Below are 16,093 nucleotides of genomic sequence, written 5' to 3'. Positions count from 1 at the left end.
CAATATGAGCAGTTTAGGCTGCCCATTTCTTTACTTGGGAAGTAAAATATAAGCGTTGATAAGGACAAAGATATGTCTTTTTATGATAAAGAACCTCTTTTTGGTCTTTCCAGTTACAATTCAATTGATGTATTGTTTCTGGTGGAATCCCGAATAATAAGGTTTGTTTTTACCACTTGGGTGGTATATGGAGGTATCTGGTCCTTGTCCATTTTCTCTAATCTGTAAATGAGGGTTTCTGCGGCCAGTTCCCCCATATGAAAGCCATGTTGGCTGACCGTGGTAAGGTGTGGGCGCGCATACTTGGAAAGGATGCCATCGGAAAAACCGATAACGGAAAGTTGCTCGGGCACATCGAGACCACGCAGTCTGGCGACATTTAGGGCAGTAACGGCATAAATTTCGTTGACCCCGAAAATACCATCAATATCTGGATGCATTTCAAACACCCTGTTGATGCGCTGTTCCAAGTTTCTTTGGTCTTCTTCGGAATCCCCAAGTTCTCCAATTCTTACGACTAGATCTTCATGATAGGGGATATTGTTGGCGGCTAGTGCATCTTTGTATCCCTCTGTTCTGAGACGACCTATGCTCAAATAATCCTTTGTGGTAAGCAATAGGATTTTTCTGCGTCCCTCATCAATCAATTTTTGAATGGCCATACGGCCTGCCTTGCGATCATCTATGATGATTTTGTCACATGGTATCTCATCAACGGCCCTATCGAACATCACCACGGGTATATTTTGGTTAATGGTCTCCCTGATGTGTTTATAATCCTTTTTCTGTAATGTTTCTTTGGAAAGCGAGATGATAAATCCATCAATACTGCCATCAATCAGCATTTCCATGTTGATGATTTCTTTGTTGAACGATTCATTGGTTACTCCAATGATAACGTTGTATTCTTTGGAATTGGCTACTTCTTCTATGCCCGAAATGACTTTTGCAAAATAGTGGTGGACTATTTCGGGAATTATCACGCCAATGGTCTTGGTTTTCCTGTTTTTGAGGCTGAGTGCAACACTGTTGGGGCGGTAATTGTAGTATTTAGCGAATGCCTGTACTTTTTCCCTGTTCTCCTTACTGATATCCTTATTGTTCTTAAGTGCTTTGGATACGGTTGAAATGGAAAGCCCCAACTCCGAGGCAATCTTTTTGAGCGTCATTTTAGGTTTCATTCTGCATGATCTTTCATCGGATTCAGGGGTAAAATCCAATTATTTCTCAAATATACTCGGATTAAGGGTCAGAAGGTAATTTTTTGTCAACCAGAAAACGTTGTAAGTGCCCAAAACTGACAAATGTCAAAAAAATGGGGGTCTTAATTACATATTTTCGCCTTTGGGAAGTGAAATATAGCATATTCTTAAAAATTAACTTTAACAAACTTCAATATGAGAATTAAACGAATGTACCTCTTATGGTGCATGTTCTTGGTTCCTTTTGTACAGTATGCCCAAATTACTGTGCAAGGGATGGTTACGGATACCGCAACCCAGGATCCATTGCCTGGTGTGAGTATCATCATAAAAGGTACGAGTCAAGGTACGGCAACGGACTTTGATGGGAATTACCTGATAGAAGCCAATATGGGTGACACTTTAGTGTTCTCTTACATTGGGTTTCAACCTAAAGAAGTGGTTGTTTCGGGAGGTACATTGAACGTGACCCTTGATGAAGATACCACTCTACTCGATGAGGTTGTGGTGATCGGTTATGGTACCACAACAGTGGAGGATGCCACCGGATCGGTTTCTTCGGTAACTACGGAGGACTTTAACAAAGGTGCCATTGTTTCCACGGATCAACTCCTTACGGGTAAAACTGCAGGGGTAAGGATTACCAACAATGGTGGTCAGCCCGATTCTGCTCCGAATATTCGTATTCGTGGAGGATCATCGTTGACAGCTAACAATAATCCCTTGATTGTAATTGATGGTATTCCAGTGGACAATACCAATCCAGCAGGTGTGAGCAATCCATTGACACTGATCAACCCTAACGATGTGGAGAGTTTTTCCATCCTAAAGGATGCTTCGGCCACGGCAATTTATGGTTCCAGGGCTTCCAACGGGGTAATCATCATTACAACCAAAAAAGGTTTGACGGGAGGATTCAAATTTAATTTCTCTTCCAACACCACAGTTAGTAAAGTTGGCAAAAAAATAGATATGATGGATGGGGATGCTTTTGCAAGATTCATTCAAGAATACCATCCTACAGAAACAGATTTACTCGGTGTGGATGATCCTAGCACTGATGCAGAGGATGATTTAAGTACCGAGGCAATAGAGGGAAGGATTTTATATGATACCGATTGGCAAGATGCCATATACCGTACAGCGATTTCCTTTGACCACAACTTTAGTGCCCGAGGAAGTATTTTTAAGTCGGTTCCTATTCGAATGTCATTGGGTTATACCGATAGTCAAGGTTTGGTAAAGACAAGTGATTACGAACGTGTTACAAGTTCTGTAAAGCTTACACCACGATTTTTGGATGACCATTTAAAGGTTGACATCAATGCAAAGGGAATCATGTCCAAAAAGAATGCGATTGATGAAGGTGGAGCATTGGGAGGTGCTGTGAATATGGACCCGACCAAACCTATTTACGACAATTCCGCAGGCAATCTTTTTGGCGGATATTATCAAAATCTTACTTATGATGAAGAATTTGACGTGATGCAGTTGGATGGGCAATGGAATCCGGTAGCCATTTTGATGCAAAGATATCGCCCGGAAAGAGTGAAAAAAATTCTTGCCAACATGGAGCTGGATTATAAAATGCATTTTTTGCCCGAACTAAGGGCTGTGGCGAATGTGGGTATTGAAGCTTCCAAATCCAAGATTAAAGAAGTGTATTCGGATAATTCCATTGCTACTTATAATATAAATGAAGATGAAAGAATGGGTGTTTTCAATCCAGGGGTCAATTATAGAGAAAATCAGGATATTATAAACCGAACGCTTGAGTCTTATTTGGCCTACGAAAAGGAATTGGATGGGATTGTTTCCAATTTTGATGTTCAGGCTGGGTATTCCTATCAGAATTTTAAAAACGACGGTAATAAGGAAGAGTACACTTACGATGATGCAACAGGGCTTCGAAAATTGCAGATTGATGAGCAGAATCCTACCAATCGTTATTATACAGAGCTTAACTTACAGTCGTTCTTTGGTCGTACCAACATAAACTTCTATGATAAATACCTTCTGACACTCTCTTTTAGGGCAGATGCTTCATCTCTATTTACAAAAGATAATAGATGGGGTTATTTTCCTGCAGCAGCCCTGGCTTGGAAGATTTATGAAGAGGATTTTATGGAGAATATCGATTTTGTGAACAATTTAAAGCTAAGACTTGGCTGGGGTAGAACAGGGCAGCAGGATATTACTGGGTCTGTAGGCTATTACCCTTCAGTTCCGTTATTTGAAGCTGGTGGGGCCACAAGTCAATATTTAAGTGGTTACGCCCTGTATTCTGCCATAAATTTTAATCCGGATTTAACTTGGGAAAAGGCGGAGACCTTTAATGTGGGTCTTGATTTTGGGTTTTTCCCGAATAATGTCCTCAGTGGTTCTATAGATGCCTATTACCGAACTACTGATGATTTGCTTGCCTATGTGCCAACGGCTCCGGGCCAATCTCTAGGGTCATCCTTTGCTAAAAATGTGGGGTCGACCGAGAGCAAGGGTTTTGAGGTCAATTTTAATGTTAGGGCTTTAAATCAAGATAAAATAACATTGGAGTTCTACGGCAATACGTCATACAGTCGGGCAGAAGTGACCGATTTGCAAGATGTCTCCAAAATAACTGCAATAGAGTCGGGACTGCCTACAGGTACGGGTAATTATTTGGCGTATCATGCCGTGGGTTATCAGCCTTATTCGGCTTGGGTGTACAAACAGTTATATGATGACCAGGGAAATCCAATCCATGGGGCCTTTGCTGATTTTAACGGGGATGGAGTAGTTGACAACGATGACAGATATTATAAAACTTTACGTCCTAACTGGACCTTTGGATTCGGATTTAACTTTAACTATGGTAAATTCGATTTGAGTTCTAGCTTTAGGGGACAAATAGGAGGCCAAGTATACAATGCAAAAAGGCTCACTTCAGGTTGGGTGGACAATGCCCTGCCTGATAATACGGCCAGTTTGTCCAATGTCCTTGATTTTTATACTGGAGCGGCAGACTTCAATTTTGTAGACATACAGAATGAAGTGCCGTGGTCTGATTATTTTTTGGAAGATGCTACTTTCCTAAGATGTGAAAACATTGTATTGGGATACCGATTGGATGATGCGGTCCCTAATGTATCCATGCGTTTTTATGGAGCTTTGAACAATCCGTTTATCATTACCAAATATGATGGGCAGGATCCTGAGAATTTCAATGCAATAGATAATAACTTCTATCCAAGGCCCCGATCCTTTACTATTGGGGTAAATGTGGACTTTTAAATATTTGACATGAAAAAACTAACATCGATATTATTTTTTGTAATTCCCTTGACCCTTATGGTTCAGGGATGTACCAAGGACTTGGATACGGAACCTGAAGTTGAAGTATCCTTGGATGAGCTATTAAGTGAAGACCCGGATGCCATCACAGGTATCCTTTCCAGACTCTATGCGTCATTCGCGCTTTCAGGTCCAGATGGTGCCGGTAGCTCTGATATAGATGATGATGCTGGGGAATCTCCATTCCTTAGGGGTATTGTCAACCTTCAGGATTTTACCGCAGATGCCATGAAAAACCGTTGGGGGGATGATGGGCTTGATCAGTTGACCACAACTTCCAATTGGGATGAGAACAACAAATTCTTCCGCTATCTGTATAATCGGATTTATTATACCATTCCACAGGCCAATAACCTCTTGTTGGTGTTGGGTGCTGTGGATATTGATGACAAAGATCAGATTGAAGGAGAGGTTCGGTTCATAAGGGCTTTGGCTTACTATTATTTGATTGACTGTTTTGGAAAAGGGGTGTTGGCTACAGAGGAAAATTATGGTGCCTCCGAACCTTTACCTGAAGTTGACCGTCAAGAACTTTTCACTTATGTGGAAAATGAATTGCTGGCTGTCGAGGAACTGTTGTCCGATACCAATGAGTATGGAAGGGCCAATAAAAGTGTGGGACGGATGCTCTTGGCAAAACTGTACATGAATGCAGGTGTCTATACGGGAACTGAACGATTTGATGATGCGGTAACGTATATCAACAAGGTAATAAACGAGGGAGGTTATTCTTTGGATGCAAATTTTGTCAGTCTTTTTTCCGGGGACAATTATTTGTCCAATGAGATTATTTTTCCTTTGATTGCTGATTCCGAAGTTAGTCAGAGTTATGGAAATACGACTTACATAGTAAATGGTAGTTTAAGTACGGAGACCATGACTCTGAGCCAATTTGGGGCAGAAGATGGTTGGAGTGGACATAGGGCCACAAAGGCTTGGTATGGTCTTTTTAACGATGGCGATTTGGAAAACAGTACGGACGATAGGGCCGCCCTGTTCTGGACAGAAGGCCACAATTATGAGATGTCCGATTATAAAGAGTGGACCGATGGATATCCTTCTATCAAGTTCAGGAACAATTTTTATTTTAGCGAATCCAATGCGACGTATTTTTCCAGTACGGATTTCCCATTGTTCCGATTGGCAGACGTTTATCTTCTTTATGCGGAATGTGCCGTTCGAGGAGCTTCAGGGGCAGACATGGGGACTGCTTTAGGTTATGTCAATGCCGTGCGGAACCGTTCCAATGCAAGCTCGGTGACACAATCTGATTTGACCCTTGACTTTATTTTGGACGAAAGAGCTAGAGAGCTCAACCTTGAAGGGCATAGAAGAAGTGATCTTATTCGTTTCGGCAAATTCACAGGGAACAGTTATATATGGCCATGGAAAGGGAATACCTTGAACGGTGCTTCCATACCGGATACCTATAAACTATTTCCAATCCCATTGACCGCCTTGGAGGCCAATGGAAACTTAACACAAAACCCAGGATTCTAATTAAAACGACTCTCATGAAAAATATAAAATCATATATAGTACAAATTATAGGGGCAGTAATGACCCTTGCTCTATTTACCGCGTGTGAAAACGATGATCATGTACCGGAATTCACATTGACGGGCCCCTCTGATGAAGTGGCTTTTCAAAACACTTTTTTGGATGAATACTTATTATCAACCGAAACAGCCGATAACATTGCTGAACGTTTCGTTTGGAACGAAGTGAATTTTGGAGTACAAACAGAGGTCTCCTATCAATTGGTAGGTTCCATTTCGGAAAACTTTGATGCCGAGTCAGATTATGATTCAGGGGCCCTGTTGATTACCAATGATGCAGTTGACGTGTCTTTTTTGTTGAAAATGGCTGATGAGTTGGGATTGGATGACGATCCTTCAACTGACGATATACCAAATACAGGAACCCTTTATTTTAAGGTAACGGCTTTTGCCGGAAGTGGTGAAGGTACGGATGCACAATCAACAACTTCAGAGGTAGTCGAGTTGCCCATTACTTTAGTGGAGAAATCAGTAGAAAGCGGCGATACGGTCAGGGACATAACAAGCTGGGGAGTTGTAGGATCTGGATATAATGATTGGGGTGCATTTGAAGATGCTCCTTTCTATACTACCGATACAGATGGTGTTTATGTTGCCTATGTGAATTTGTTGGATGGTGAAATCAAATTCCGTGAAAACAATGATTGGACCAATAACTACGGTGACACTGATGCTGATGGCACCTTGGATGCTGGCGGAGACAACATTGTAGTAACCGCCGGTGATTATAAAATCACCATGAACCTTAACGACAATACCTATACCATGGAAGAGTATTCTTGGGGAGTTGTAGGATCAGGATATAATGACTGGGGAGGTGCAGGACCCGATGCTAAATTCTTCTATGATTATACTACGGACACCTTTAAGGTAGGGGTGAAATTGCTTGATGGCGAAATCAAGTTCAGGTTGAACAATGATTGGGGTACCAACTATGGGGATACCGGAGCAGATGGAACTTTGGATGATGGAGGTGACAATATCGTTTCAGTAGCTGGTTATTATATGATTACCTTGGATTTCAATGCAGGAACATATACAATGGAAGAAACTGAACTTCTAGGTGTGGTTGGTTCTGGATATAACGATTGGGGCAACGCAGGAGATGACTACATCTTGACCGAAGTGAATCCAGGTGTATGGGTAGGCGAAAATGTAGAGTTAATCGATGGCGAAATCAAATTCAGGGTAAATGAAGCTTGGGATTCTGATTATGGTGATTCAGGAGCCGATGGAACTCTAGACCCAGGAGGTGATAATATCGCAGTTACTGCTGGAACCTATTTGATCAAATTGGATCTTTCCGAAGGAGGTTCGTCTGCTTATTCGCTCAATGCGAGATAGGTAAGAGCCCCTTTTTGTAAATAAAAAGATGAAGGGGAATGGCTTGGCCGTTTCCCTTTATTTATAAATAATCAGCATGAAGAAATTTTTACTTTTCGGGTTTTTGATATGGAGCATGGCCTCTTGGTCCCAAGTAACCATACAGCCCTATCCTTTTGCCGTGGATCAAGAAATTACGGTTACCGTAGATGCCAATAGCAATGAAACGGATTGTAATGGATTGTCAAATCCGGGCAAGGTCTATCTTCATTCAGGCATTGGCACCGATGTTGATCCATGGACCACGGTCATTGGAAATTGGGGTCAGGATGATGGTGTTGGTGAAATGTCCGATAATGGAGACGGGACTTGGAGCATCACCTTTGTACCCGAAACCTATTATGGGTTAACTGTAGAGCAGGCCGATAATGCTACCCAAATGGGAATGGTCTTTCGAAATGCTGCAGGTGATCAGGAACTCAAGGACAATAGTTGTGACGATTTCTTTTTTGATGTGGGAACCTTTCAATTGCAATTGAACAGTCCTGCGGAAAGTTTGACCTTGTTGAACCCTGGGGATGATCTATCCATAGTGGCATCAAGCTCCATAGCAGCAGATTTCACCTTGACTATCAATGGTAACATCGTGGATACATCCAATGGAACCGAATATGCCTACGATCATGTAAACATCACAGAAAATTCACAGTACACCTTGGAAGCCGAAAGTGGAGGGGAAACCCGTACCGAAAATTTCATGGTTGTGGTCAGTGTAGAGGAGGAGGCCGTTCCCAATGGTATGGTTGATGGTATCAATCTGGATCCTAATGATGATACATCGGCTACATTGGTGCTTTATGCGCCAGGGAAAGAAGTAGTCCATCTTATCGGGGATTTTAATAATTGGACCATTGGAGATGACTATTTGCTGAAAAAGGATAGTGGGCAGGACCGATTTTGGATTGAGTTGACAGGACTGACTCCACAAACCAACCATATGTATCAATATGTGGTGGATGGTGGAATTACGGTGGCCGACCCATATTCCACTCTTATTTTGGATGAAGACAATGACGCTTACATCAACAATGTTACCTATCCAAATCTACCGGCGTACCCCATAGGACAAACAGAACATGCCGTTACGGTACTCAGAACGGGAGACCCGGAATATAATTGGGCAAACAATGCCGTGGCACTGCCAAGTAAGACCGATTTGGTCGTTTACGAATTGTTGATCAGGGATTTTGATGAACTGCACAGTTTCGATGCCGTTCGTGCCCGATTGGATTATTTACAGGAATTAGGTGTAAATGCCATCGAGCTTATGCCTGTTTCCGAATTTGATGGAAATGAAAGCTGGGGATATAACCCATCATTCCACATGGCCTTGGATAAATATTATGGTAATGCCGAAGCCTTCAAACAATTGGTGGATGAATGTCACGGAAGGGGCATGGCCGTAATTTTGGATGTCGTTTTCAATCATGCTACGGGTCAAAACCCATATTATAGACTTTGGAACACGGACAATGGTGGTTATGGAGGTGTAGCCAGTGGAGATAGCCCGTTTTTCAATGCAGAACCTACCCATTCCTATAATGTTTTCAACGATTTCAATCATAGCCAACAAGCAACCCAAGATTATGTAAAGCGCGTTACGCAATACTGGATCGAGGAATATAATATTGATGGCTATCGATGGGATTTGACCAAAGGCTTTACCCAAAATTGCACAGCTTCGGATGAAGGCTGTACGGGCAGCTATCAGGCCGATAGGGTTGCCGTGCTCAAAGAATATGCGGACTATCAATGGGAAGTCAATGAAGACTTCTTGGTCATCTTTGAGCATTTGGGAACCAACGAGGAAGAAACCGAATGGGCGGAATATCGCTTGGATGAAGGAAAGGGAATTTTGTTGTGGGGTAATCTCAATGGTACGTACAGTAAGGCATCCATGGGTTGGAACGACAGCTCTGATTTTTCATGGGTGTCCTATCTAAATCGAAACTGGACGGTTCCTTCCAACGTTTCTTATATGGAAAGTCATGATGAGGAACGAATGATGTATCGCAACCTAAACTACGGTAATGCATCGGGAGACTACAATATACAGGAGCTTTCTACTGCCTTGGACAGATTGGAACTGGCAGGAGCCTTCTTCTTTACCATTCCAGGACCCAAAATGATTTGGCAATTCGGGGAACTGGGATACGATTATTCCATAGATTATAATGGGAGAATCGGAAACAAGCCCATCCGATGGGATTATTTTGACAATGCCGAAAGAAGGGATGTTTACGACACATGGTCCGACCTAAATCTATTGGCGGTGGAAGAACCCATTTTTGAAACTTCTGATTTTTTGTTGGATGTGGATAGTTCCACAGGCTTAAAAACCATTCATTTGACCAATGCTTCAGCTGGTGTGGATGAAATTGGTTACGTCACGATTGTGGGGAACTTTGGAGTGGAAGAACAGGAAATCGACCCCAAATTTCAAGAAACAGGCGTTTGGTACGAGTTTTTGGCCTACAACCTAAAACATGTCGTTGTCGATGTAAACGAACCCTTGGTTTTGGCACCGGGCGAGTACCGTATTTTTGGTAATAACCCGACCAGTTTGTTTCCGAATGACAATCCACCAGATGAAGATTCCGATGGGGTTGTTGATGCCAACGATCTTTGCCCGGGCTCAACCCTTGGTGTAGTTGTAAATGTGGATGGATGTGAGATTTTCTCCTTGCCAGAGGACAACTTTACCGTAATGACCAGTAGCGAAACCTGTAGGGGAAGCAACAATGGAAGCATAGTTGTGACTGCTGTGGAGTCGCTCGCATATTTAGCTACATTGTCAGGAGATACAGAGGAGTCCACCAATTTCGAGGATGAGGCTGTTTTTGAAAATTTATCAGCAGGAAGCTATGAACTTTGTATCACAGTTTCAGGACAATCAGACTACCAGCAATGCTATGCATTGACCATTACAGAACCTGAGTCCTTGGAAGTATATTCTAATGTAAACAAGAATAGTGATATACTTTCCTTGGAGCTCAAGGGTTCGGATTTTTATAATATTCAAATCAATGATGAGGTGTATCTAACATCCAAAAATTCATTCGAACTGAAACTGGATCAATCCGTAAACAAAGTAAAGGTATCTACCAATTTGGATTGTCAGGGAATGTTTGAAGAAACACTTTTGCTAACGGATAAGGCAACAGCTTATCCCAATCCTATAGTGGATGCGAATATGGTGTCGGTGGACCTTGGTTTTGATACCGATGAAAAAATGAACGTTCAAGTTTTTGATTTGAACGGAAGACTTCATTTTTCCACAAGTACCGAAGCGCAGTTTGGGAAATTGGCCATTGACCTATCTGGTTTTGCCAATGGAATGTACTTTATTAAGGTGTTGGGCAAAGAAACGTCACATGAATTTAAAATCATGAAGCAATGAAAATAGTCTATAAATATCTCGTTCTTTTTATGGTGTTGCCACTATTTTCATGTGGAGGTGGTGGAGATGATCCTACACCACCTGAACCTGAGCCAGAAGTACCAGCTCCTTCGGCAGCCACATTGATTTATCCAGATAACAACGAGGAGTGTACAGAAGGAGTGTTGGTTTCCGAAACTGAGAGCCAGGTCACTTTTGAATGGACAGCTTCCGAAAATACGGACTCATATACGCTTTTGTTGACCAATCTGGAAACTGGGGCCGAAAGTTCATCCACAACGGCAAATACCGACATCCAGTTGATGTTGGAACGAGGAACTGCCTATTCTTGGGCAGTTGTTTCCAGTGCTGATGGAACCAATGAAACTGCTTCAAGTACAACCTGGCGCTTTTACAATGCGGGAGCTGCAGTGGAAAATTATGCTCCTTTTCCAGCATACGAACCCTATCCGGAAATGGGAAAGGCCATTAATGCCGGAACTATCAACTTTGAGTGGGAGGGAGCCGATTTGGACGGAGATGCCTTGTCCTACATACTTTATCTGGATACGTTAAGTCCTCCTACCTCGATTATAGGAGAAACGGACACAAATAGTTTTGAGGCCACGATTGGTGCCGATACGGTTTATTATTGGCAAGTGGTTACTGTGGATAGTGCAGGAAATAGTTCCACATCAGAAATTTTTGAGTTTAGGACCAATCCTTAAAATGGTCTTTTAGTTTAGTTGAGATAGGGGCTTTTTGCCCCTATTTTTTTCTTGTAACTAAGAAAAAATAACGGTCTTGTTATTGTAGACCATGGTTTTACGCGCTACGTGGAGCTGCACGGCCCGGGAAAGAACAATACGTTCCAAGTCCCTTCCTTTGGCTATAAAATCGTTGACAGAATGGGTATGTGAAACCATAGTGACATCTTGCTCTATAATAGGGCCAGCATCCAAATCTTCGGTAACATAATGGCTGGTGGCACCGATGATCTTTACACCTCTTTCAAAAGCAGCGTGATAGGGTTTTGCCCCTGCAAAGGCTGGCAAGAAGGAATGGTGGATATTGATGATTTTCTGTGGGAACACATCGATCACTTTTGGTGATACAATCTGCATATACCTCGCCAAAACAATAAAATCCACCTCGTACTGCTCCAAAAGTTCCAATTGTTTGTCCTCTGCTTCAGCCTTGGTCGCTTTGGTCACGGGAATATGATAATAGGGAATATCAAACTGCTCCGCCACATATTCCAGGTCCTTGTGGTTGCTCAAAATAAAAGGGATATCCACCGATAATTCACCGGAGTTGTATCGGCTCAATAAATCATATAGGCAATGATTGTACTTGGAGACGAAAATGGCCATTTTGGGTCGGTAAACATCGGTGTAGGCGTCCCATTCCATCTTAAACCCAGTAGCCAATTCTTGTCCAAAATCTTCTTTGAATTTTGATAGGTCCAATTCCTGCTCAAATTCACTTTTCAAACGCATAAAAAAAACACCAGCCTGTTTGTCCACATGCTGGTCCAAATAAACCACGTTTCCCTTCTGTTGATGGATGAAAGTAGTCACGGATCGGATGATTCCCGATTGGTCGGGGCAGTTGATGAGAATGGTCAGTTTCATTGGACACATTTAGATGGATAAAATTATAGTATTCAAAAAGGGAAGCCCAAACTTTTATTGTTTTTTGTATAATCTTAATCAAAACCAATTTTCAGTTGCATTTTCTGTAAATTGCAGTGCAAATTCAGACCCTTTATTGCAGATGGAACAAATTAAACCCTATAAGCCTAAACATAAAATCAGAATTGTTACCGCAGCCTCCCTGTTTGATGGACATGATGCGGCCATCAATATTATGAGAAGAATCATTCAGGCCACAGGGGTAGAGGTAATTCATTTAGGGCATGATAGGAGTGTGGCCGAAGTGGTGGATTGCGCCATTGAAGAAGATGCAAATGCCATTGCAATGACTTCGTACCAAGGCGGGCATAATGAATATTTCAAATACATGTTCGATTTGTTGAAGGAAAGAAGAGCAGGTCACATCAAAATTTTTGGTGGAGGCGGTGGTGTTATTCTTCCGGAGGAGATCAAGGAACTGATGGATTATGGAATAGAACGGATTTATTCCCCGGATGATGGTCGGGAAATGGGTCTTCAGGGTATGATCAATGATTTGGTGGAGCGATGTGATACCACTGTTCCTGATTTAAATCTTATCAAAGGAAAAACTTTGGAAAGCGAGCTGGAAGCAAAGCATCCCAACACTTTGGCGCGGTTGATTTCTTTAGCGGAAAACCGTCACGAAGAGTTTGAAAAATATCAGCCTGTCATTGAAAAAGAAGAAAATAGTGTTCCCGTTTTGGGAATCACAGGGACGGGTGGGGCCGGTAAGTCCAGTTTAGTGGATGAATTGGTGCGCCGATTTTTGATGGATTTCCCAGATAAACACATCGGAATTGTTTCCGTGGATCCTTCTAAACGAAAAACGGGCGGAGCCCTTTTGGGCGATAGGATACGGATGAACGCCATCAACAGTGATAGAGTGTATATGCGCTCTTTGGCCACGCGGCAGTCCAATTTGGCCTTGTCAAAGTATGTAGCTGAGGCCGTTCAAGTGCTGAAAGCGGCACAATATGACTTAATTATTTTGGAAACCTCGGGAATCGGTCAATCTGATACCGAAATATTGGAGCATAGCGATGTATCGCTCTATGTGATGACGCCCGAGTTTGGTGCGGCCACGCAATTGGAGAAAATAGATATGCTGGACTTCGCCGATATCGTTGCCATCAATAAGTTTGATAAACGTGGCGCTTTGGATGCCATTCGTGATGTAAAAAAACAATATGTCCGTAACCACGGATTATGGCACACCAATGAAGAGGAACTTCCCATTTTTGGGACCATTGCTTCGCAGTTCAATGATCCTGGGATGAACAGTCTTTACAAAAAAGTAATGGATATCTTGGTAGAGAAAGCAGGCTCTACATTGAATTCCACTATTGAGATTACCCAAGAAATGTCGGAGAAGATTTATGTGATTCCGCCATCCCGTACCCGATATTTATCAGAAATAGCTGAAAATAATAGGAGTTATGATGCCAATGTGAAGGAACAAGGGAAAATGGCCCAAAAGCTTTATGGTGTCTTTTTGACGTTGGCATCCGTATTGGAAATGGATCAAGAAGAGGCAGAAGATTTGTTTTTGGATAAATCTGGCTTAAATGAAGTGGAAATCGAGAAGCATATCAAAAGTGAGGAATCCAAGGAATTAACCAACCTCCTCATTAAGGAATTTGATCGAGTGAAAATGCATTTGAATCCCCATAATTGGGAGGTCATTCTACAATGGAAAGAAAAAGTCGACCGCTACAAGGCGGATATCTATTCCTTTAAAGTACGGGACAGGGAAGTCAACATTAAAACCCATACAGAATCATTGTCGCACAGTCAGATTCCGAAAGTGTCCTTGCCCAAGTACAAGGCATGGGGCGATATTTTACAATGGATCCTACAAGAGAATGTACCAGGGGAATTTCCATACACTGCGGGGCTGTATCCTTTTAAAAGGGAAGGGGAGGACCCAACCCGAATGTTTGCAGGAGAAGGTGGACCAGAGCGGACCAACCGCCGATTCCATTATGTGAGTATGGATATGCCGGCAAAACGTTTGTCCACCGCTTTTGATTCGGTGACCTTGTACGGAAACGATCCTGACCATCGACCTGATATCTATGGGAAAATTGGGAATGCAGGGGTGTCTATCTGCTGTTTGGACGATGCCAAAAAACTCTATTCAGGATTCGACCTGAGTAGCCCAATGACTTCGGTAAGTATGACCATTAATGGTCCCGCGCCAATGTTGTTGGCCTTTTTTATGAATGCTGCCATTGATCAGAACTGCGAAAAGTATATCAAGGAGAATGGTCAGGAGAAAGAGGTCGTAAACAAAATCAAAGCAATTTTTGATGAGAAAGGGGTGGAGCAACCCAAATATTATGGGGAACTTCCCGAAGGGAACAATGGCCTCGGATTGATGCTCTTGGGCGTAACTGGAGACCAGGTGCTCCCCAGTAAAGTATATAATGAAATTAAGGACAAGACCCTTAACCAAGTTCGTGGTACGGTTCAGGCCGATATTTTAAAAGAGGACCAAGCACAGAACACCTGTATTTTCTCGACTGAGTTTGCTTTGCGATTGATGGGTGATGTTCAGGAATATTTTATCGAGCAACAAGTCCGGAATTTCTATTCGGTCTCCATTTCGGGATACCACATTGCCGAGGCGGGTGCCAATCCCATTACGCAATTGGCCTTTACACTTTCCAATGGGTTCACTTATGTGGAATACTACTTGAGCCGAGGAATGGACATTAATAAGTTTGGTCCCAATTTATCTTTTTTCTTTTCTAACGGAGTGGATCCAGAATATGCGGTTATCGGGCGCGTAGCTCGACGCATTTGGTCCAAGGCTTTGAAAGAAAAATATGGGGCCAACCCTAGGGCGCAAATGCTGAAATATCACATCCAAACCTCGGGAAGAAGCTTGCACGCACAGGAAATCGATTTTAACGATATCCGTACCACACTTCAGGCTTTGTATGCAATCTATGATAACTGCAACTCTTTGCATACCAATGCCTATGATGAGGCCATTACCACACCTACTGAAGAATCTGTGCGCAGGGCAATGGCCATACAGTTGATCATCAACAAAGAATTGGGTCTGGCCAAAAATGAAAACCCAATACAAGGATCCTTCATCATTGAAGAACTAACGGATTTGGTAGAAGAGGCCGTTTTAATGGAGTTTGATAGAATTACGGAAAGAGGCGGCGTGCTAGGTGCTATGGAAACCATGTACCAGCGTTCCAAAATTCAAGAGGAAAGTCTTCATTATGAAACCTTGAAGCACTCTGGGGAATATCCGATCATTGGTGTAAATACATTTTTGAGCTCCAAAGGTTCGCCGACCATTTTACCAGCGGAGGTAATCCGGGCTACGGAAACAGAAAAGGAAAATCAGATAATGACCTTGCAAAATCTTCACAAACGAGAGGCTGAGGAAGCTAAGAAACAGTTGAACGAATTACAGGAAGTGGCCATCAACAATGAAAACATTTTTGAAAAATTGATGGAGACCGCCAAATATTGCTCATTGGGACAAATAACCGAAGCGTTGTTCCAAGTGGGAGGGCAGTATCGAAGAAATATGTAAGGAGG

General features: G+C 42.5%; 8 protein-coding genes. 6 read left to right on the top strand and 2 right to left on the bottom strand.

The features are described from left to right. Nucleotides 1–113: 113 nt before the first annotated feature. The gene (locus PY092_RS07265; protein ID WP_275615187.1) at nt 114–1,181 is read right to left on the bottom strand and encodes a LacI family DNA-binding transcriptional regulator; all 1,068 of its coding nucleotides are present in this window, start codon (nt 1,179–1,181) and stop codon (nt 114–116) included. A gap of 216 nt (nt 1,182–1,397) precedes the next feature. On the opposite strand from PY092_RS07265, the gene PY092_RS07260 reads away from it, so the two are divergent. The 5 genes from PY092_RS07260 (at nt 1,398) to PY092_RS07240 (ending at nt 11,581) form a co-directional block, all read left to right on the top strand. Next, complete coding sequence (locus PY092_RS07260) at nt 1,398–4,472, top strand: SusC/RagA family TonB-linked outer membrane protein (protein ID WP_275615186.1); 3,075 nt, start codon at nt 1,398–1,400, stop codon at nt 4,470–4,472. 9 nt (nt 4,473–4,481) lie between these two features. After that, on the top strand, nt 4,482–6,032 hold the full coding sequence (locus PY092_RS07255; RefSeq protein ID WP_275615185.1) for a RagB/SusD family nutrient uptake outer membrane protein: 1,551 nt from the start codon (nt 4,482–4,484) through the stop codon (nt 6,030–6,032). A gap of 14 nt (nt 6,033–6,046) precedes the next feature. Then, nucleotides 6,047–7,435 (top strand): SusF/SusE family carbohydrate-binding protein, encoded by a 1,389-nt coding sequence (locus tag PY092_RS07250; protein ID WP_275615184.1) that lies wholly within the window; start codon nt 6,047–6,049, stop codon nt 7,433–7,435. Nucleotides 7,436–7,511: 76 nt separating this feature from the next. Continuing rightward, nucleotides 7,512–10,874, top strand: a complete 3,363-nt coding sequence (locus PY092_RS07245; RefSeq protein WP_275615183.1) for an alpha-amylase family glycosyl hydrolase — start codon at nt 7,512–7,514, stop codon at nt 10,872–10,874. Continuing rightward, nucleotides 10,871–11,581: a hypothetical protein gene (locus PY092_RS07240; protein ID WP_275615182.1), complete on the top strand. Its 711-nt coding sequence runs from the start codon at nt 10,871–10,873 to the stop codon at nt 11,579–11,581. The genes PY092_RS07245 and PY092_RS07240 overlap by 4 nt, the downstream gene beginning before the upstream one ends. A gap of 57 nt (nt 11,582–11,638) precedes the next feature. Here the strand turns inward: PY092_RS07240 and purU are convergent, their stop codons facing one another. After that, on the bottom strand, nt 11,639–12,487 hold the full coding sequence (purU, locus tag PY092_RS07235; RefSeq protein WP_275615181.1) for a formyltetrahydrofolate deformylase: 849 nt from the start codon (nt 12,485–12,487) through the stop codon (nt 11,639–11,641). 142 nt (nt 12,488–12,629) lie between these two features. Between purU and PY092_RS07230 the strand changes: the two genes are divergently transcribed. Then, nucleotides 12,630–16,088: a methylmalonyl-CoA mutase family protein gene (locus tag PY092_RS07230; RefSeq protein ID WP_275615180.1), complete on the top strand. Its 3,459-nt coding sequence runs from the start codon at nt 12,630–12,632 to the stop codon at nt 16,086–16,088. The last annotated feature ends 5 nt before the right edge of the window (nt 16,089–16,093 follow it).

The organism is Flagellimonas yonaguniensis, from assembly GCF_029193885.1.
In the GTDB taxonomy this organism is placed as follows: Bacteria; Bacteroidota; Bacteroidia; order Flavobacteriales; family Flavobacteriaceae; genus Flagellimonas; species Flagellimonas yonaguniensis.
Note: the sequence above shows the minus strand (reverse complement) of the source record. Positions and strands in the feature narration are given on the sequence as shown.

Excerpts from the sequence above, each read along its gene's own strand:
- PY092_RS07230 (WP_275615180.1), top strand. The coding sequence starts at position 12,630 with ATGGAACAAATTAAACCCTATAAGCCTAAACATAAAATCAGAATTGTT.
- PY092_RS07250 (WP_275615184.1), top strand. The coding sequence starts at position 6,047 with ATGAAAAATATAAAATCATATATAGTACAAATTATAGGGGCAGTAATG.
- PY092_RS07245 (WP_275615183.1), top strand. The coding sequence starts at position 7,512 with ATGAAGAAATTTTTACTTTTCGGGTTTTTGATATGGAGCATGGCCTCT.
- PY092_RS07265 (WP_275615187.1), bottom strand. The coding sequence starts at position 1,181 with ATGAAACCTAAAATGACGCTCAAAAAGATTGCCTCGGAGTTGGGGCTT.
- purU (WP_275615181.1), bottom strand. The coding sequence starts at position 12,487 with ATGAAACTGACCATTCTCATCAACTGCCCCGACCAATCGGGAATCATC.
- PY092_RS07255 (WP_275615185.1), top strand. The coding sequence starts at position 4,482 with ATGAAAAAACTAACATCGATATTATTTTTTGTAATTCCCTTGACCCTT.
- PY092_RS07260 (WP_275615186.1), top strand. The coding sequence starts at position 1,398 with ATGAGAATTAAACGAATGTACCTCTTATGGTGCATGTTCTTGGTTCCT.
- PY092_RS07240 (WP_275615182.1), top strand. The coding sequence starts at position 10,871 with ATGAAAATAGTCTATAAATATCTCGTTCTTTTTATGGTGTTGCCACTA.